The sequence below is a fragment of the Micromonospora sp. CA-263727 genome, from assembly GCF_050942455.1.
In the GTDB taxonomy this organism is placed as follows: domain Bacteria; phylum Actinomycetota; class Actinomycetes; order Mycobacteriales; family Micromonosporaceae; genus Micromonospora.
The window spans coordinates 4,774,079-4,791,519 of sequence record NZ_CP192031.1 but is presented as its reverse complement, the minus strand read 5'-3'; the positions used below and the strand labels follow the sequence as shown (position 1 = coordinate 4,791,519).

At 69.0% G+C, this 17,441-nt stretch carries 15 protein-coding genes and 4 pseudogenes; 7 read left to right on the top strand and 12 right to left on the bottom strand.

Translation table 11 applies throughout. The features are described from left to right. The first annotated feature begins 66 nt into the window (after nt 1-66). A complete protein-coding gene (locus ACQPYA_RS20900; protein ID WP_433528785.1) occupies nt 67-1,701 on the top strand; it encodes a hypothetical protein in 1,635 nt (544 codons plus the stop codon). A 66-nt stretch (nt 1,702-1,767) separates the two neighbouring features. Here ACQPYA_RS20900 and ACQPYA_RS20895 read toward each other — a convergent pair whose 3' ends face one another. Then, entirely contained in the window at nt 1,768-1,974 is a 207-nt protein-coding gene (locus ACQPYA_RS20895; protein WP_433528784.1) for a hypothetical protein, read from the bottom strand. A 193-nt stretch (nt 1,975-2,167) separates the two neighbouring features. Continuing rightward, nucleotides 2,168-3,568, bottom strand: coding sequence for an IS4 family transposase (locus ACQPYA_RS20890; protein ID WP_433528160.1), 1,401 nt, complete (start codon nt 3,566-3,568; stop codon nt 2,168-2,170). 356 nt (nt 3,569-3,924) lie between these two features. On the opposite strand from ACQPYA_RS20890, the gene ACQPYA_RS20885 reads away from it, so the two are divergent. Continuing rightward, nucleotides 3,925-4,434 carry a hypothetical protein gene (locus ACQPYA_RS20885; protein ID WP_433528783.1) on the top strand — a complete coding sequence of 170 codons (510 nt, stop codon included), beginning with the start codon at nt 3,925-3,927 and terminating at the stop codon, nt 4,432-4,434. 285 nt (nt 4,435-4,719) lie between these two features. Here ACQPYA_RS20885 and ACQPYA_RS20880 read toward each other — a convergent pair. From ACQPYA_RS20880 to ACQPYA_RS20850, 7 genes and pseudogenes are all read right to left on the bottom strand, one after another. Then, nucleotides 4,720-5,422, bottom strand: a pseudogene (locus ACQPYA_RS20880) (IS256 family transposase); the annotation flags it as partial. Nucleotides 5,423-5,456: 34 nt separating this feature from the next. Continuing rightward, the gene (locus tag ACQPYA_RS20875; protein WP_433533483.1) at nt 5,457-6,950 is read right to left on the bottom strand and encodes an ISL3 family transposase; all 1,494 of its coding nucleotides are present in this window, start codon (nt 6,948-6,950) and stop codon (nt 5,457-5,459) included. Between the two features lie 149 nt (nt 6,951-7,099). Then, nucleotides 7,100-7,683: pseudogene (locus ACQPYA_RS20870) on the bottom strand (transposase); the annotation flags it as partial. 7 nt (nt 7,684-7,690) lie between these two features. Continuing rightward, complete coding sequence (locus ACQPYA_RS20865) at nt 7,691-8,857, bottom strand: alcohol dehydrogenase catalytic domain-containing protein (RefSeq protein WP_433528782.1); 1,167 nt, start codon at nt 8,855-8,857, stop codon at nt 7,691-7,693. Then, on the bottom strand, nt 8,850-9,515 hold the full coding sequence (locus tag ACQPYA_RS20860) for a PaaI family thioesterase (protein WP_433528781.1): 666 nt from the start codon (nt 9,513-9,515) through the stop codon (nt 8,850-8,852). Before ACQPYA_RS20860 ends, ACQPYA_RS20865 begins: the two co-directional genes overlap by 8 nt. Nucleotides 9,516-9,543: 28 nt before the next feature. Then, nucleotides 9,544-10,551 carry a zinc-dependent alcohol dehydrogenase gene (locus tag ACQPYA_RS20855; protein WP_433528780.1) on the bottom strand — a complete coding sequence of 336 codons (1,008 nt, stop codon included), beginning with the start codon at nt 10,549-10,551 and terminating at the stop codon, nt 9,544-9,546. Further along, nucleotides 10,544-10,969 carry a tautomerase family protein gene (locus ACQPYA_RS20850; protein ID WP_433528779.1) on the bottom strand — a complete coding sequence of 142 codons (426 nt, stop codon included), beginning with the start codon at nt 10,967-10,969 and terminating at the stop codon, nt 10,544-10,546. Before ACQPYA_RS20850 ends, ACQPYA_RS20855 begins: the two co-directional genes overlap by 8 nt. A gap of 107 nt (nt 10,970-11,076) precedes the next feature. Here ACQPYA_RS20850 and ACQPYA_RS20845 point away from each other — a divergent pair, with 107 nt between their 5' ends. Next, nucleotides 11,077-11,706 (top strand): TetR/AcrR family transcriptional regulator, encoded by a 630-nt coding sequence (locus ACQPYA_RS20845; RefSeq protein ID WP_433528778.1) that lies wholly within the window; start codon nt 11,077-11,079, stop codon nt 11,704-11,706. Nucleotides 11,707-11,796: 90 nt separating this feature from the next. On the opposite strand, the pseudogene ACQPYA_RS20840 reads toward ACQPYA_RS20845, so the two are convergent. Beyond that, a pseudogene (locus ACQPYA_RS20840) lies at nt 11,797-12,048 on the bottom strand (transposase); the annotation flags it as partial. An 83-nt stretch (nt 12,049-12,131) separates the two neighbouring features. Between ACQPYA_RS20840 and ACQPYA_RS20835 the strand changes: the two are divergent. Both ACQPYA_RS20835 and ACQPYA_RS20830 read left to right on the top strand, forming a co-directional pair. Further along, nucleotides 12,132-13,700 (top strand): transposase, encoded by a 1,569-nt coding sequence (locus ACQPYA_RS20835; protein WP_433528777.1) that lies wholly within the window; start codon nt 12,132-12,134, stop codon nt 13,698-13,700. An 86-nt stretch (nt 13,701-13,786) separates the two neighbouring features. Next, nucleotides 13,787-14,038: pseudogene (locus ACQPYA_RS20830) on the top strand (transposase); the annotation flags it as partial. A 57-nt stretch (nt 14,039-14,095) separates the two neighbouring features. On the opposite strand, the gene ACQPYA_RS20825 reads toward ACQPYA_RS20830, so the two are convergent. Beyond that, a complete protein-coding gene (locus ACQPYA_RS20825) occupies nt 14,096-14,854 on the bottom strand; it encodes a helix-turn-helix domain-containing protein (protein ID WP_433528776.1) in 759 nt (252 codons plus the stop codon). A gap of 141 nt (nt 14,855-14,995) precedes the next feature. On the opposite strand from ACQPYA_RS20825, the gene ACQPYA_RS20820 reads away from it, so the two are divergent. Both ACQPYA_RS20820 and ACQPYA_RS20815 read left to right on the top strand, forming a co-directional pair. Then, nucleotides 14,996-15,166, top strand: a complete 171-nt coding sequence (locus ACQPYA_RS20820) for a hypothetical protein (protein ID WP_433528775.1) — start codon at nt 14,996-14,998, stop codon at nt 15,164-15,166. Next, entirely contained in the window at nt 15,153-16,352 is a 1,200-nt protein-coding gene (locus ACQPYA_RS20815; RefSeq protein WP_433528774.1) for a helix-turn-helix domain-containing protein, read from the top strand. The genes ACQPYA_RS20820 and ACQPYA_RS20815 overlap by 14 nt, the downstream gene beginning before the upstream one ends. Before the next feature lie 237 nt (nt 16,353-16,589). On the opposite strand, the gene ACQPYA_RS20810 is transcribed toward ACQPYA_RS20815, so the two are convergent. Further along, a complete protein-coding gene (locus tag ACQPYA_RS20810; protein WP_433528773.1) occupies nt 16,590-17,405 on the bottom strand; it encodes a hypothetical protein in 816 nt (271 codons plus the stop codon). Between the last annotated feature and the right edge of the window lie 36 nt (nt 17,406-17,441).

Here is a 17,441-nt window from a genome sequence, read left to right as displayed (position 1 = left end):
GGCGAAGTCAGCCGCCCCGCGCCCTTTTTGGTGCGGTTTTCGCACGCACGAGAGGCAGGAACCCTGATGTCCACGTACCAAGGGAGCCGCGGGTCGAAGCGACCCAGACGGCGGTCCCGCTGGTTCTTGGCCGGTGGCCTGGTGGCGGGCAGTCTGGTGGCCGGAGCGGCGGGCCTGACCGCCGTCACCGCCCTGGCCGCCGAGCCTGACCTGGCGGCGCCGTCCCCGCCCGGGTCCGCAGCGCTGTTGCAGAGTGACGCGCCGGGGCCCGGCTGGGCGCCGGAGGAGCGCGGGGAAGATCAGCAGAGCCCCGAGTGGCAACCCGACGCCGGCGACAACACCGGCGCGGTGGCCGAGCGTCCTGACGGCGCGACGGCCGGGGGCCCCGACGGCAGAACGTCCGCCCGCCCCAGCGAGACCGCCACCGGCCGGCCCACCGGCGGCAACGGGCGCCAGCCGGAGCACCCGGCGTATCCGGTGCCCTGCGACTCCGCCCGGCTGATCGCCGCGCTGGTCCGGGCCAACGCCGAGGGCGGTGCCACGCTGCGGCTGGCCGAGAAGTGCACCTACACCCTGACCCACGCCTTCCAGCAGCGCGACGAGTACGACGGCGGGATCCGTGACGCGCGGGAGGCCAACGATGCCGCCGAGGCCCCCGGTGACGCCGAGGCGCCCAAGCGCAACCCCGCAGACGACAAGACGGGCCTGCCCGTCATCTACCACGCGATCACCATCGAGGGCTCCGGCGCCAGCATCGTCCGGGGCGTGCACGCCGAGGACTTCCGGTTCTTCACCGTGCGCGACGGGGGCGAGTTGACCCTGCGCAACGTCACCCTGCGCAACGGGCGCTCGACCGGGGAGGGCGGCAGCATCCACATCGTGCACGGTGCGACGGCGGTCGTCGAGCGGGTCACCGTCGTCAACAGCACCTCGCTCTCCGCGGAGGAGGGCGGTGGCGGCATCTTCAACGACGGCAACCTCCAGATCAGCGACAGTACGCTGGTCGGCAACCGGGCCGCCGGCACCACGGGCAAGGGCGGGGGCCTGCTCAACGGCGGTGTCATGACCATGTACCGCACCGAGTTCCGGCACAACAGCGCGGTCAGCTACGGCGGAGGCATGGCCAACTTCCGGGCCGCCGGGGACATCTACTCCTCCACGTTCGTGCGCAACAACGCCGGTCAGGGGGGCGGGCTGGCCAGCTTCTCCGCCCGCACCAAGGTCTTCGACATCGCCGTGGTCGGCAACAGCGCCGAGACCGGCGGCGGCCTGGCCGTCTCCGACGCGGTGATGGTGGCGCGGCAGTCGACGTTCCGCGACAACGTGGCGACCGTCAAGGGCGGCGGCATCTCCGTCGTGCAGGGTCTGCTGCCGCTGGACGACAGCGTGGTCGTCGGCAACACCACGCGGGGCAACGGTGGCGGCATCTACGCCGAGAAGTCCAACGTGCTGGTGCGGACCAGCGACGTCGAGGAGAACGAGGCCGTGGGCAAGCAGTCCAAGGGCGCCGGGCTGTACGTCACCGCCGGGTCCACCTCGCTCTACAAGAGCCGGGTGATCGGCAACCGGTCCACCGTCAAGGCGGGGGGCATCCAGGCCGAGCGGGCCCAGGTCAGGATCGACGACGAGAGCGTCGTGATCTCCAACAGCCCGACCAACTGCGAGGGAAGCAAGGTGCCCATCGCACACTGCTTCCGCTGAGAAGCCGCAGTCGAGGTGCCGTCCGGCCCCGCCAGCCGTGGCGGGGCCGGACGCATGCGGTACGTCTCACCGTGAGGGCTGGGGCAGCTCGCAGTCGACCGTCGGGTTGGCGCCGATGTAGTTCAGCGGCCCGGCGACGATGGTCACCAGGATGGTGCCGAGTTCGGCGCAGTTGGCCTGCTCGTCGCTGTAATAGCCGCGCTGGCCGGCCGCTATGGCACCGATGACCAACCAGATCACGACGAGGACTCCGAATATGGACGTGCCGCGCATGGTTTCCTCCACGTTCGGGTGGGTCACAAGGGTGTCGGCACTTGTACCCAACCGGGACAGGCGGCTAACCAGTCAGCCCCGCTGAGCGGGGCCCGCGCCACATCACGTTAAAACGGTCGATCGCACTGGATCCAGGGTCGAGTGGTCATCTTGGGGCTTCGATGCCACTCGATCATGGACAACGTTGTTGCGTTTAGCGTTTTGTGCGGGGGTCAAGTCCTTTTTCGAAGATTGTGATGGTGGCGTGGAAGGTGTAGGTCTGTGTGGTTGCGGGGTGTTGGCCGGCGTTGGGGCCGTATTTGCTGGTGGGGTTTTTGCGGGTGCGGGCTTTGACGCGTCGGGGACGTCCGGTGGGTAGGAGATGGGTCAGTGCGGCGTGGCCGATCGGGCCGATCAGGGTGGTGGGGGTGGTGGGTAGGACTGCGGTGGCGGTGGTGATGGTGTCGGCGGCGGTGGTGAGCAGGGTGGTGAAGCTGATCCGGTCGGTGTCGAGTCCGGGTTGGGTGTAGACGGTGTCCGCGGCGGTGCGGATGAGCGTCTGGTAGACGGTGAGTAGGGCGTAGACCTCTTGTTCGATGCCGGGGATGCTGCGGGAGCGCAGGACACGGCCGTGGAGCATGGTGGCTTTGATGGAGTAGTAGGTGGTTTCGCTCTGCCAGCGTTCGTGGTAGAGGTCGATGAGTTCGTGGGCGGGGTAGCGGGTGTGGTCGGTCAGGCTGGTGATCAGCCGCCAGGGTTCGTGGCGGACGGTGCCGTCGGCGAGGGTGACGGTGACCTGCGCTTCGATGATCCGCACGAGCATGAGGGCGGGTAGTTTGCCGTAGCCGATGCGGGTCAGGTAGGAGCCGTCGGGTAGGCGTTGGCCGATGACGGGGCGGCGGCAGGCCGTCGAGCGGACCAGGAAGTGTGCGCCGTGTTCACCGACGGCGTGCAGGAATGCCGCGTCGTCGAAGTTGGCGTCGGCCAGCAGCAGCATCGGGGAGTCCAGAGCGTCCAGCAGCTGGCGTCCGTAGACCGGTTCGCCGTCGCTGTCGGGGCCGAACGCGCAGGCGAGCAACGCGCGGGTGCCGCACTCGATCAGCACGAGCAGCCGCAGCAGCGGATAGCCGGCCTCGCGCCGGCCTACCCGTTTGCGATAGCAGCGGGTGATCTGTTCCCGCTCGGGTATGTGCAGATACGTGCCGTCAACGGCCACGGTGCGTAGGCCCCGGTAGAACACGCCAGGCTGACCAGGCAGCCCCACGACACCGGCCAACGTCTCGAACAACCGACGCAACGGCGCCGGCCCGACCCGACGGCGGGCCCGCGCAAGCGCCGACACGCTCGGCCGGACAAGCCCCAACCCGGCCAGAGCAGCGGTCAACTTCCCCCACGTCGCCCGATACGAACAATCCTCGAACACCGCGAGCGCGAGCACGAAATACACCACCACCCGAGACGGCAACAGCCGCACCCGCTTCTCCCGCACCCCCGTCTCCTGCACCACCGCGTCCACCAGGTCGAAATCGATGACCTGCGTCAACTCACCCAGATGCCCCGGCGCGTACACACCCCCGGCCACCTCCACCAACCTGGTGATGACAGACTTCTCCATGACGGGACTCCCGATGATCGCCTTGCTCGACACAAGTTGATCTACCAGGAGTCCCGTTCCCGCTACCCGGCAGGGGTTGACCCACCGACCACACCGCTAACGCAACAACGTTGCGATCATGGATCGAGCGTGATCTTGCACGCGCTGAAGCACGCGCGCCCATCGGCCAGATGCGTGCGTCGGGGGAATGGCGGGACTCACGCGACACCCGTCAGCCAACGTCACCGACTCGGGCTCGCCGCCAGGTCATCCGGCGAGTCGCCGGACGTGGACCGAACTCGGCGCTGGTGTGCACCTCAGCCGTACCTACCTCTGCACTCGGACCTGTACGCCGACACCGCCCATGTCACCGTGACATGACCAGCGGACACGGCCACGACACTCTGTTCGACGGAATCGTCTGGGACATGCTCTTCGATCTGCGTTTGCTGATGAGCAGGCCCGTGGACAGCTCGTCCGGCTGGGCGACTTCGAGCACACGGCGCGCCTCCTACGACGAATACCTCTCGGCCACCGCGTTGACCTTCGCCCGACGGCATCGGCCGGTCTGGTCCTGGCGGCACTGGCGGCGCATCTGCCGCTGCGGAGCCGACCTGCCCTGCCGGGCCCGGCGGCGCGAACTGCGCGCGGAGTACGCTGACGCCCCAGTGTCGCTGGCCCTCCACCTCGGCGCCTACCTCGTCCAAGGCACCGAGAACATGCCCTGGGGGAAGTACAGCAGCGAAGTGCAGCAACCGTGCCAGCCAAGCCCGACCGGGACGAGCGCCACCAGGCCGAATGACCTCGCATCGAGCCTGATCCGACCGGCCTGCCGGAAGTTCACACCGAAGAGGTCACTGGTTCGATCCCAGTATCGCCCACCATAGTTGGCAGTGCGCGAACCACGGGGTTCGTGTTGTGGGTGAGGGCTGGTCCTTGTAGGGCCAGCCCTTCGCTGGTCATCGGGAGCTTGAACACGGGCTTGACGGTGTCGTCGGACGTGATGGTGATCTCGTGGATCAGTGCTTCGAAGAGTGCCTTGCGGACCGGTGGCTCCCCGTCTGTGATGATTTCTCGGATTTGCTCCCGTAGGGTGACTCTGCTGCCGAATTCTGTTCAGGCGGCCAGGTCGGGGTCTGTCAAACGTACGGTGTGACTCGGGTTGTTGACGTCTACTTGCGGGCTGTGGGCAGGTGTCGTTCGAAGGCGATGTCGAGGGCGTTGAGGGCTGGTTTCCAGGGGATCGTCCATTGCCGGCGGCCCTGCCCGGTGGGGTCGGGGCTCGTCACGGTGAGGTGGACGCATTTCAGCGTGGCGGCTTCGTTGGGGAAGTGGCCGCGGGCGCGGACGGCGCGGCGGATGGGGGCGTTGATGCTCTCGATGGTGTTGGTGGAGCAGACGACGGTGCGGATCTCGTCGAAGGCCAGGAACGGCACGAACTCGGCCCACGCCTGCTCCCACAGCCGCACGATCGCCGGATATTTCCCGCCCCAGGCCTCGGTGAACTCGGCGAACCGGGCTCGGGTAGCCGGCTCGGTCGGCGCGGTGTAGACCGGCCGCAGAGCTTTCGCGATGGCGTCCCAGTGCTGCCGGCCGGCATACCGGAACGACGCCCTCAGCAGATGGATCACGCAGGTCTGCACCACCGCTTCGGGCCACACCTCGCCGATCGCGTCGGGCAGCCCCTTTGAGCCCGTCACAGACGACCATGCACCCGTCCGCGACGCCGCGGTTCTTCAGCTCGGTGAGGACCTGCAGCCAGAACTTGGCGCCCTCACCGCCGTCACCGGCCCACAGCCCGAGGATGTCCCGGGTGCCCTCGACGGTGACGGCCAGGGCCAGGTAGATGGGCCGGTTGGCGACCTTCCCGTCGCGGGATCCTGGCTCTGTCGCTGGTTGTGTGAAGGGATCAGTGTGCGAGGAGGACGCGTTTGCGCAGCAGATCGAGGCCAGCGCGGCCGAACATCTGCCGTTTGATCATCTTGAGGCGGTTGATGTTGCCTTCGACCGCGCCGGAGCTGTGCGGCAGGGTCAGGCCGTTGCGGACGGCGTCGAAGTCGCGGCGCAGGTTGCGGGCGAACCCGGCCAGCGGTGTGAGAGTGTCGACTTCAACCGCGGTGATCCACACCTCCAGGCGGTCGCCGTGGCGGCCGGTCATCATGACCGCGAAGTCTCGCACGTGCTTGACCAGCCGGTTGATGTCCCGATCTCGGCTGCGCAGCTCGTGAAGCTTGGTCGCGTCACGGGCGTCGAGATGGTCAGGGTGAGTCATGATCCACGAGGTGACTTGACGCACCGATGGCGGTTTCGGGCCGGGGTGCGGGGCGTGGCCGAGTCCTTTGCGGAAGCGGCGTAGGTAACGCTGGACGGCCAGTTCTCCGCCGGGATAGCCCTGCTGTTTGATCTCTCGGAACAGCTGCGTGGCGTTGCGTTCTCCTTCGTTCCAGCGCTGGTGCAGGTGGGCGACGTAGTCGTCGACCAAGTGCGCGCGTTGCTCGGTGACGGCGGTCAACTCGGTGAAGCTGGCGGCGTTCAGGTATTTGCGGACTGTGGCCTGGTGCAGGCCGAGCTTGCGGCCGATCGCGGACTTGTTCAGTCCTTGGGCAGCCAGTTGGTGAACGGCGGTGTGGTGTTCGCGCAGGCGGGTCACGATCTTCTTTTCGGGTAGCGGCTGCACCTCGGCGGGCATGGTGTCGTCCGCTGGCGGGGGTGCCGGAGCGACGAGTCGGGACCGATAGGCGTTGACGGTCTTCTCGACCGCTTGACCCAGGTTCTGCCAGAGATGGAACCGGTCCGCGACCTGAACCGCCTGTGGGGCTCCGGAGCGGGCGCCTTCGCCATATCCGCCGGCCCGGTCCCGGCAGAGTACTTCGATCTCGGGGTGCTGCCGCAGCCACTCGGCGAGGCCGTCACCGTCGCGGCCGTCGAACATGTCGACCGGGCGGTGGCTGTCCATGTCGATCAGCACAGTGCCGTAATGACGACCTCGGCGGAACGCGAAGTCGTCGACGCCGAGGACGGTGATCGGCGTCTTCGGCGGGTCCGGAAGCGCCTTCACCAGCCGCAACAACGTGTCGCGACCGGCAGCGACCCCGATCACCGACGACAACCGGGAACCGGCCCGCCCGGCCAACGCCAGACCTAGCTGCGTCAACACGCCCCGCAGCCCCGGCGTCAATCGCGCATGCGGACTGGTCAACCCCTCGATCTGCTCGACGAACGTCCGCGCCGGGCAGATGGTGTTGTCACACCGAAACCGCCGGACCCACACCTCCAGCAGCAACCCCGTCCCGGCGACCGCGACGTCCCGCAACCGGCGCTGATACCGGCCATGAACCCTGGCTGACCGCTGCTGACACCGACCACACCGCGCGGTCTCCGCCCGGACCCGCGCGGACAGCACCACGACGCCGTCACGCTGCTCAACCGTCTCGATGAACAGAAGCGAGAGATGCGGCAGTAACCGCTCCACAAACGAACACACCGGACATGATCAACGAAAGCACTGAGTTGGCGACGGATCATTCCACATCACAAGATCAGCGACAGAGCCCGGATCCTCACGTGCACCGCGTCGAGGAAGATCACCGGGTAGACCAGGTCCAGGGGCCGGTTCTGCCACTCGGTCATGCCCTCGACGACCTTGTCGGTGACCGTCGAGATCGTCTGCCGTGACACGTCGGCGCCGTAGACCTCGGCGAGGTGGGCCTGGATCTCCCCGGTGGTCAGGCCCCTGGCGGACAGCGAGATGACCATGTCGTCCACGCCGGACAACCGACGCTGCCGCTTGCGGCGATCTACGAAGCGAACGACCCCTCCCGATCGCACGGCACGTCAATCTCGACCGGTCCGACATCGGTGAGCACCGTCTTGGCCCGCACACCGTCGCGGGAGTTCCCGCCGTTCTTGCCCGCCGGGTCGCCCTTGTCACAACCCAGGTGATCGATGACTTCGCCCTCGAACGCAGATTCCAGGACTCGCTTCGTGAGCTGCTGCAGCAGACCACCGTCGCCGGTCAGCTACAGACCCGCCACACGGGCCCGCTCCACGATCTGAGCGACGAGTTCCCCGCCGAGACCCTCCGCCGGTTGTCCCGGCCCGTTCTTCACCACCACGGCAGTATCCACGGCGGCCATCAATCCATCAGACACCAGATGCTGCCCCTTGATCAGGAGTTACACCGTTCGTCTTACAGTCCCGGGCCCGCAGCGGGTCGCGTTGGAGTACGAGTTTGGTGGTTCTGGCCGGGTAGGCGTGTGGGGCGTCGTCCCAGTCGGCGACGAGGGTGTTGAGGTTTTCGGCGGGGAAGCTGGTGTGGTCGAGGAAGGCGAGCAGTTCGGCCAGGACGGCGCGGGGATGTGAGACGCCGAGGCGCAGGGTGATGTCGGTGGTGTACATGTGCATGAGTGGTACACGGGTGCCGGTTGCCAGGTAGTAGCCGACGGCGGTGCAGATGCCGCCGGGGGCGAGGGCGCGGACGGCGCGTCGGAGTCCGCGAGGGCGTGATGTCGCCTCGACGGCGATGTCGTAGCGGCCGGCTGGACCGGCTCCCGCGAGCGGGCCGGTTCGGGCGCCCAGGTTTTCGGCGATCCGCCGGCGGGCCGGGTCGTCGTCGAGGTAGTCGACGGTTTGGGCGCCGTGGGCGACGGCCAGACCGGCGGCGTAGAGGCCGATGCTCTTGGCGCCGCCGCCGAGGACGAGGACCCGACCGCCGGGGCGTTCGGCCAGCGGGGGCACGACGGTCCGCCAGGCGTCGGCGAGGTTGTCGCTGGCCGCGGCGGCCCGCAGCGGTGGCACGCCGGGTGGGAGCGGGGTCAGCATGTGGTCCGCGTGCGGCACGGTCACCGCGTCGGCGATCATGCCGCCGTACGGGCCGCACGCGGGGCCGAAGCCGTACGCGGCGAGCGTGCGCCCGGCGGTGGTGGTGTCGCATTTGGAGGTCAGGCCGCGTCGGCAGGTGGGGCAGGTTCCGCAGGAGACGGCCCAGGGCACGATCACGGTCTGGCCGACGCTGATGGTGCGCACGTTGGCGCCGACGGCGGTGACCTCGGCGACGCATTCGTGGCCGATGCAGAAGGGGCCGCGGAACGGCACCGGGCCGCAGATGGCGGCGACCACCGGGTCGACGAGTCCGGCGGCGATGCCGGCCTGTAGGGCGCGGGAGACGGGGCGGTGCAGGGGCAGGGTGTCGCCGTCGCAGCGGGCAGCCAGGAAGGGCCGGACGATCGCCGTGTCCGCGTCAAGGAGGCTGGGTGGCTCCTGCGGCTGCCAGGCGAGTCGGCCGGTGCGCAGGAAGTGGAGTTCACGCACGGGCGGTGTCCTGTTCGGGTGCGGCGGTCGGGGGCAGTTGCGGGAACAGGGCACGGACGTGTGCGGGGTCGGGCGCGACGAACACGCCGTTCGCGGTGACCAGGGCGGTGGACGGGTCCGCCTCGGTGACGATCGAGCCCTCGACGAGGATCTTGCGGTCCAAACGCTGTGTGACGCGGGCGAGGACCTGTAGGGGTGTCTGCACAGGGACGGGCCGGTGGTAGGTCGTTGTCAGGAAGACGGTCATGGCGGGTGAGCCGGCGGCGGCGCAGGCGCGGCCCATCAGCTCGTCCAGCAGCAGTGCGCTCATGCCGCCGTGCCCGTAGCCGGGAGGGCCTTCGTGGGCGATGCCGAGGGTGCACCGGCCGAGTAGCCCGCTGTCGGCCGGGGTGACCCGCAAGGGCGGAGCCAACGGGCTGCCGAGTCCGGTGACCGGGCTGTACATCCGCACGCCGGCGGGGAAGCCGTCGACGTCGGGGATCTCCGCCGGCGCGCGTCGGCGGCCGGTCAGTTGCGCGGTGAGGCGGCGGGCGCCGGCGGCGACGCGGTGCAGCGTTTCCGGGGAGGCGGCAGTACGGACAGTGGCGTCCACCAGGGACCGCAGTTCGTCGCCGAGTGTGGCGATCGCCGTGCGTTGGTGATCGAGGCTTGTGTTCATCAGTCTCTCGGCAGGTGGGTGCGATCAGTCAGAGGGCGCGGACGAAGACGGGCTTGAGGTGCTTGCTGACAAGCGTGTCGGGCAGCTGTTCCCAGTCCAGGACGTCGGAGACGACGCGGCCGGGGTCCACCTTTCCGGAGGCGGCGAGTGCGAGGGCGTCGGGGAGGTGGGCGCGTACGTTGTCGCGGGCGATGCGCAGGGTGACTCCGGTGAGGTACATGTCGAGCAGGGGCAGTTCACCGGGGCGGAAGTGGTTGCCGGCCGACTCGCAGAAGCCCTCGGGGGCGAGGCTCTGCAAAGCCAAGCCGAGCTGGTCGACGCGGCCAGTGGCCTCCACGGCGAGATCGAAGCCGTGCCGGACGGGTTCGAGCGTCTCGGCGGTACGGGCCCCGAAGCTCTCGGCAAGTTGCCGGTGCCCAGGGTCCGGATCAATGTAGAGCACGTCGGCGGCGCCCAGGGCGCGGGCGATGTCACAGACATACAGGCCGATGCTGCCCCGCGCGACGACCAGCACCCGCGCGCCCGGCCTAGCGTCGAGGTGCGGGGCGACCAGCCGCCAGGCCAGCGACCAGTTGTCGCTGGCCGCGGCCATGGCCACCGGGTCGAGCCCGGCCGGCAGCGGCACCAGCATGGCGTCCGCCCACGGCACCCGGACCAGGTCGGAGAAGAGCCCGCCCCAGCTACCGCCGATCGGCGCCCCGTACATCGCCATGTGCGGCACCGACGCGCAGTGGGCGGTCAGACCGGCGCGGCAGGGCGCGCAGGTGCCGCAGCTGATCGACCAGGGCACCACGACCAGGTCACCGGGGGTCACGCCGGTCACCGCGTCGCCGACCTGCACGACCTTCGCGACGCATTCATGGCCGATCGGGAACGGTGGATCGAGGAACCCGTGCCCGGCCAGGATCGCGGAATCCACGTCGCACGAGGTCGCCGCGACCGGTGCGACGATCGCGTCTAGGCCGGACTCCGGCGTCGGGTCGGGAGCCTCGCGCCATTCGACGGTCCTGCGGGCGACGTAGGCCAGCTCACGCATCGGCCCGCTGCTCCTTCGCCAGGGCGACGAGGTCGGCGTAGCGCACCACGGCGCCACCGGCGCCCCAGGTGCCGTCGCGCTGCTCGTGCACCAGCACCCGTGAGGCGGCATCGCGGCCGGGCCCAGCCGCCTGGAGAACGGTGGCGGTCACCTCATCGATCAGGCCTGCCCTACGACGCTCCGACAACGCTGCCTGCGGCACGGTGACCTCCACCAGGAAACGGGCGTCGTCGTCCTCGGCCGTCGTCTGCGCACCCTGCGGCAGCTCCACCAGATAGCTCCACGCCAGCGCACGGAACAACGCCGTGTCCGGCGCACCCTCCCAGCGAAGCAACACCGCGGCGAGCTCGCGCTGCACACACGCGCGGCCCTCCTGCGCCAGGGCACCGGCCGGAGCCGTGAGCCGGATCATCGGCATGGCGAAACCTCCGTCGACGACACCGCACTATGACGGTCGTTATAGACGAGACGAAGAGTAGGCTATAACAGTCGTCATAGCCAGAGGTGGAGGAAGGGGATGGCACGGTGACCAGTGGCAACCCGCCAGCGCGGCAGCGGATCGTGGCCGGCGCCGCCGACATGATCAGCCGACGCGGACTGACCGCCACCAGCATCCGGGAGATGGCCAAACACGCCGGCGCCCCGCTCGGCTCCACCTACCACTACTTCCCGGAAGGCAAGCAGCAGCTCGCCACCGAGGCGATCCGGCACACCGGCGAGACGATCGCCCGGAGCCTGCGCAAGGAACTCCGCGCCGGCCCCGCCGCCGGGCTCAGCGCCTTCCTGGCCATGTGGCGCACGATCGTCGTCGACACCAACTTCCGGGCCGGCTGCCCCGTCCTCGCCGTCGCCGTCGAGGAACCCCCTGCCGACGAAACGCCACCCGCCCTCGCAGCCGCCGCGGAAACCTTCCAGGAATGGGAAGACCTCCTGGCCGCCTCCCTGCACGAACACGGTGCAGACCCCGACCAGGCCGACCAGGCCGCCACGCTCATCGTCGCCGCTGTCGAGGGCACCGTGGCCATGTGCCGAGCCAAACGCAGCATCGAACCCCTCGACCGCACCGCCGAACAACTCCACCAACTCATCCACAGCCTGATCCGACAAAGAGAAGAAGCGGATACAGACCACGCCCCACCGAAGAGCCGCCCGTAACGCAGAAACACCATGCGTGCGGCACCGGCCAACCCCAACCACCAAAGGCGGGAGTGTCAAGTTAACGGCTGATCTTGGTTGTTGAAGTGGTCAGAGGTTGGCCGGGGTGAGTCGGCCCTCGAAGGCGATCTGGAACGCGTTGAGAGGTGCCTTCCACCGGATGGTCCACCGGCGCCGGCCGTTGCCAGTCGGGTCCAGGCTCATCAACGCCATGTACACGCACTTGAGCGCGGCCTGCTCGTTCGGGAAGTGCCCGCGGGCGCGGACGGCCTTGCGGATACGGGCGTTGACGGACTCGATCGCGTTCGTCGAGCAGATGACCTTGCGGATCTCGGCGTCGAAGAGCCTGTCGCAGTATGCCGTGTCTAGCCGGGGCGTCAGCGGCGTTTCTGGGAGAATTGGGTATGGCCCGCGGTTGTCGTCCTGTGCTGCGTGATCAGGTGTTTCTTCTGCCGCCGGATATGCGGGATTGGTTGCCGGACGATCATCTGGTGTGGTTCGTCCTCGATGTCGTCGAGACGCTTGACGTCTCCGCGTTCGAGGCGTGTCGTCGCCGTGGTGGGGTTGGCGCGGCAGGGTATGACCCGCGGACGCTGCTGGCTCTTCTGGTCTACGCATACTGCCGAGGAGTGCGTTCGTCCCGGCAGGTCGAGCGGCTCTGTCACACCGATGTCGCGTTCGAGGTCCTGTGCGCCGGAGATATCCCTGATCACGCGACGATCGCATGGTTCCGGGCGGGCTCCGAGGATGGGTTTGCTGGGTTGTTCACGCAGGTGCTGATGATCGCGGCGCGGGCAGGGCTTGCCCGGTTCGGCACGATCGCGATCGATGGCACCAAGATTCCCGCGAACGCGTCGATCGACGCGAACCGGGGACAGGACTGGTTCGACCAGCAGGCTACGCAGATCGCCACCGGCATCGTCGAGGAGGCAGCTGACGTCGATGCCTCCGAGAACGCGCAAGCGCGTCACGACGGCGACGAGTCCAACGGTGACCGTGTCCCCACAGCCTTGGCTGACCGGTCGGGCCGGGCGCAGCGTATTCGGCGCGCGGCGGCGGAGCTGGCTGAGCAGCAGCAGCGTCTGAAGGCCGACGATGAGGCGAGGAGGATGGCGGCCCAGGCTCGACTGGAGGCATCACGAGCTGGTCAGCCGGTGCGCGGCCGGATCCCGGATGGGCCATTGCGGCTTGCTGAGGCGAGAGCTCATCTGGAGCGCGAGCTGCGCGACCACCAAGCGAAACTCGCCCGCAGGGCCGCGTTGATCGCTGCCGGGAAGAAGCCGATGGGTGCTCCGCCTGTCCCGACCGAAGAACACTCCCGGATTATCAGAGCCCGCCGTGTCGTCGCTGCGGCCGAAACCGCGGCCACAGCGGCAGACGATCGCCAGGCTCCCGCGAAATCTCTGCCGAAGACCGTCGCGAACATCACCGATCCGGACTCGCGGGTGATGCCCACCCGTCGCGGGTTCCTCCAGGGTTACAACGCGCAGGTCGCGGTCACCAGCGACCACGTTATCGCTGCTGTCGATGTGAACCGGAACCCCAACGACATGGGATCGTTCGTGCCGATGATGACCGCCGCGGTCAACGCTGCCGCTGCCGCGCACCAGGCAACCGGTTCGCCCGATCATCAGATCGGGCTCGTGCTGGCCGATGCCGGCTACTGCAGCAACAGCAACCTGAACGCGCCCGGACCGGACCGGCTCATCGCCCTGGCCAAGAGCCGCGAGCAGGCCACAGCGGCGTTGCGTTCACCTACCGACGGCCCGCCACCCGTTGGCGCGACAACACGAGAGGCGATGGCTCACCGACTCAGGACCGCTGAAGGCGCCAAGGCTTACAAGAGACGCGGCGCGACCGTCGAACCCAGCATCGGAACCCTCAAAACCATCCTGGACAGATTCTCCCGACGAGGAATCGCCGCCGCCCGAAGCGAACTGAACCTCGCAGCCGCCGCCTACAACATCCGCAAGATCCACACAGCGGCAGCCTGACGCACCAGCACCGAAGGCCAGCCCAGCCGGCAGCGCAATCAAGCCAGCCCGCTCCGCACCGCCATCGGGCATTCTGCGACAGGCTCTTCGACGCCGAGATCCGCACCGTCGTCTGCTCCACCAACACCATCGAGAGCATCAACGCCCCCATCCGCCGCGCCGTCCGCGCCCGCGGCCACTTCCCCAACGAAGCCGCCACGCTGAAATGCGTCTACCTCACCGTGATAAGCCCCGACCCCACCGGGCAGGGCCGCCGGCAATGGACGATCCCCTGGAAACCAGCCCTCAACGCCCTCGACATCGCCTTCGAAAAACACCTGTCCGCAGCCCGCAAGTAGACGTCAACAACCCGAGTCACACCGTACGTTTGACAGACCCTCTGGACCAGCAGCGACCTACGTTGCCGACGTGTTGTAGCGATCAAGTGTCGTCTTAGATGTCGAGGCGTCGCGGAAGACGAGTTCCCACGGGCCGGTGTTCACGTCCATGTCTTTGCCGAAGCCGATCCACTTTCCGGCCATCCGTCGACCGGTTGGCTCGGCGATGAGTTGGATTGCCCCGTGGTACCTGGCGCCCCGGTAGTAGCCGGTGGGGTCGGTCTGCTCTACCCAAGTGCCGGTGACGACGGCACCGTCCAGAGTCAGGTCCAGCGAGAGAGACGAGGACGCCGAGCCAGGCAGGCTGCGTGCCGTCAGTCGATCGCCGTGCTGCAGCAGCACCACGAAGTGTTGTCCAGCGAAGGAGTCTTCCCGCCCGCTGGAGTAGAACTGGTAGCGGCTGAGCCACACGCCTTCGTACGAACGGCCGGTTGTAGTGGGCTTGGACGTCGGTGTCGGCGTCGCCAGGCTGGACACGGGAGAGGTGAGGTCGTGGCCGCCGTGGTCGTCGTCGGCGACATGCCCGTTGGGTACCGCTGCGAAGCCCAAGAGTGAGATGGGTAGCCCGGTGACGACTTCCAGCGCGCGGGCGTAGACGGGGCGCGGCGCGGCGATCGTGCCGGACTCCCATCGCTGGACGAGTCGCTTGTTGGCGTCATTGGGCTCGCCGACGCGGTGGCCCGCGGCCTGGAGTGCGCGGGCGAAGTCGTCCTGGCTCATCCGCATTCCGGTGCGGACGGCGCGCAACGCGGTGTTGGGGGCGGTCATGACCGCCACCCTAGCGTCATGTCGCCTAAATGTCGTCGGCTATGTGGTCGATCTGTCGGTTCTTGTGCCGTCGCAACAGGTGACATCCCGACGTCAGTGTGGATCTGCGACGGTCAGGGTGCCGCCGCTTCCTACGGGCGGAGGTAAAGAATGCCGGGTAAGGGTGACGAGCCGGCGGTCAGCCGGGGTGAGCAGATCCAGGCGGCCGAGCGCGAGGCGGCGAAGCGTCGTCTGCTGGCTGAGGCGGAGGCGGATCGCATTCCGGTGGAGGAGACCACCCGGGCGGTGCCGGATCGGCGGTGGCATCGTGGGCGGCGTTGAGCTGTTGCCGGTGGGGCGGCGGGTGGCGTACTGGCGGGGTCGGCGGAAGCTGTCGCAGCAGGTGTTCGCCGACCGGCTCGGTAAGTCGAAGAGTTGGGTCGACAAGGTCGAGCGCGGCGTCCGGTCGTTGGACAAGCTCTCGACGCTTCAGGAGATCGCCCGCGTGCTTCGTATCGATGCCGCCGCGCTGGTCGGCCAAGACGTCGCACCGGTCGAGGTGGCGAGTCGGGGTGATGGCGTCGGGCGGATCAGGGCGGCGCTGTCTCGCTACGAGATCCCGTTGGGTAAGCCGGGAGGTGGACCGGTGGTGCCGGTGGACCGGATGTCGCGGGATGTGGGGTACGCGTGGACGACGTTCCAGCACGCCCGCTATCCGCAGGTGATCGACTTGGCACCCACCCTCCTTGCCAACGCGCAGCGTACCCACGCCGAGGCTCCGGAACCGGGCCGGGAGTCGTTGGTGGAGGCGTACCGGATCATTGCCGCGCTGTTGGTCAAGCTCGGTGACGCCGAGTTGGCGTGGTTGGCGGTGGATCGAGCGATGCTCGCGGCCACCGGTGACCGGAAGTTGGTGGCCGCCGCGGCCGTGCAGCTCGGTCAGGTGTTGCGCGCGTTCGGCCGTGCGCGGGAGGCGAAGGCGGTGACGCTCGGTGCCGCGTACCGGATTGCCCCGCCTGTTGTCGAGCACGGCAGGCCGGCGGAGCTGTCCCTGTGCGGAGCCCTGCTCATTCAAGCCGGCTTGGCGGCGGCGCAGGACGGGAACGAGGCCGCTGCCCGCGAACTGCTCGACGAGGCCGACGGCATGGCAGAGCGAGTCGGCGACGGGTACGACCACCACCGCACCGGCTTCGGTCCCACCGCCGTCGACCTGGCCCGCGTCACCGCAGCCGTTGAAGCCGGCGACGCGCAGGGCGCGATCGCCTGGCATGAGAAGGCCACTGCGCGGGCCGCCTGGCGGTGGCTGCCCGCCGAACACCGCGCCGCGCACCTCCTCGACGTCGCCCGCGCCTACCTGCACGCCGGGGACACGGGCAACGCCGCTCGCATGCTGACCGAGGCCGAGCGCACCGCACCAGCCGAGATCACGTGTCGGCCGGCCGTCCGGGACATCCTTGCCGAGGTTGCCCGCGACCCGCGCGCCCCGACCACGATCGCGAAGCTCGCTGCCACGCTCGGGGTCGGCTGAGCAGCGTTACACCCGGTAGAGGAGTACAGCAGTGAAGTACAACAACCGTGCCAGCCGAACCAGGCCGAGAAGCGCCTCAGCGGGCCGTCTGACCTCGTGTCGATCCCGATCCAACCGGCCCGCCGTGAGTTCACACCGAAGCTGCCTGTACACCCGTAGCCGCAACGGGGATGCTGCACCAAGCCCTCGGCGCGGGGGTTGCCAGGCTGGCCACACCCGCACCGAGAGCCCGGTTGGTCAGGCGTTGTCGCCGGCCTGGGCGGCCAGCACCTTCGCCTGCTGCGGCCAGGTGGCCAGGCTGGCGGTGGCCCGCAGCCCGGCATTCCGAATGGTGTCCCGCAGCGCCGTCTCGTCCAGCTCCGCCAGCTGCCCGTAGGTCCGGATGCCGGCCTCCTGGAGGGCGGCCGCCATCTTCGGCCCGACGCCCTGGATCCGCCGGAAGTCGTCGGCGGCGTCACCGGCCGGCACGGTGGCCGGAACCGGAGCCGCTTCGGGGGACGTCTTGGAGCGTACCGGCGGGGTGGCGACGGCCGGCCGGGCCGGCGTGGTCGGGTCCGCCACCGGTCCATCGGGGACGGACACCGGCTCCGGCTCGGCGCTCGCCGCGACCGGCTCGGCGGCGGCCGGCACCGCATCGTCGCCCGCGATGTCGGCCTCCACCGGCCCGGCGGCAGCGGCTACCGGCTCGGCGGCGGCAGCTACCGGCTCGGCCGCCACCGGCTTCGGCTCCACGGTCTCCGGCTCGGGCTCGGCGTCCACGGACTCGGTGGTTGCGGGCTCGGTGATTGCGGGCTCGGCGTCCACGGGCTCGGCGTCCACCGGCTCGGTGGTTGCGGGCACCGTGGTGGACGCCGGCTCGGCGGCGGTGTCGGGCTGCTCGGTCACGGTGCTGGCGGCCGGCGCCGGCCCGGTCGCCTCCGTGGCCGGGCTGCTCGCCGCCCCGCTCGGCGCGGAGGGCTCGTCCCGCCGGCCGCGGAGCAACAGCCAGCCCGCCACCAGGCCGGCCAGCAGCACCACGATCAGTATCAGCCAGATGCCAGAGGACTCCGCCACGGCAAACCTCCCTGAAGGTCACGTCCGAATCGTCAC

Bases quoted from the DNA above. Each gene is read 5' to 3' on its own strand.
- ACQPYA_RS20855 (WP_433528780.1), bottom strand. From the start codon at position 10,551: ATGCGTGAGCTGGCCTACGTCGCCCGCAGGACCGTCGAATGGCGCGAG.
- ACQPYA_RS20860 (WP_433528781.1), bottom strand. From the start codon at position 9,515: ATGAACACAAGCCTCGATCACCAACGCACGGCGATCGCCACACTCGGC.
- ACQPYA_RS20890 (WP_433528160.1), bottom strand. From the start codon at position 3,568: ATGGAGAAGTCTGTCATCACCAGGTTGGTGGAGGTGGCCGGGGGTGTG.
- ACQPYA_RS20850 (WP_433528779.1), bottom strand. From the start codon at position 10,969: ATGCCGATGATCCGGCTCACGGCTCCGGCCGGTGCCCTGGCGCAGGAG.
- ACQPYA_RS20820 (WP_433528775.1), top strand. From the start codon at position 14,996: ATGCCGGGTAAGGGTGACGAGCCGGCGGTCAGCCGGGGTGAGCAGATC.
- ACQPYA_RS20885 (WP_433528783.1), top strand. From the start codon at position 3,925: ATGACCAGCGGACACGGCCACGACACTCTGTTCGACGGAATCGTCTGG.
- ACQPYA_RS20900 (WP_433528785.1), top strand. From the start codon at position 67: ATGTCCACGTACCAAGGGAGCCGCGGGTCGAAGCGACCCAGACGGCGG.
- ACQPYA_RS20895 (WP_433528784.1), bottom strand. From the start codon at position 1,974: ATGCGCGGCACGTCCATATTCGGAGTCCTCGTCGTGATCTGGTTGGTC.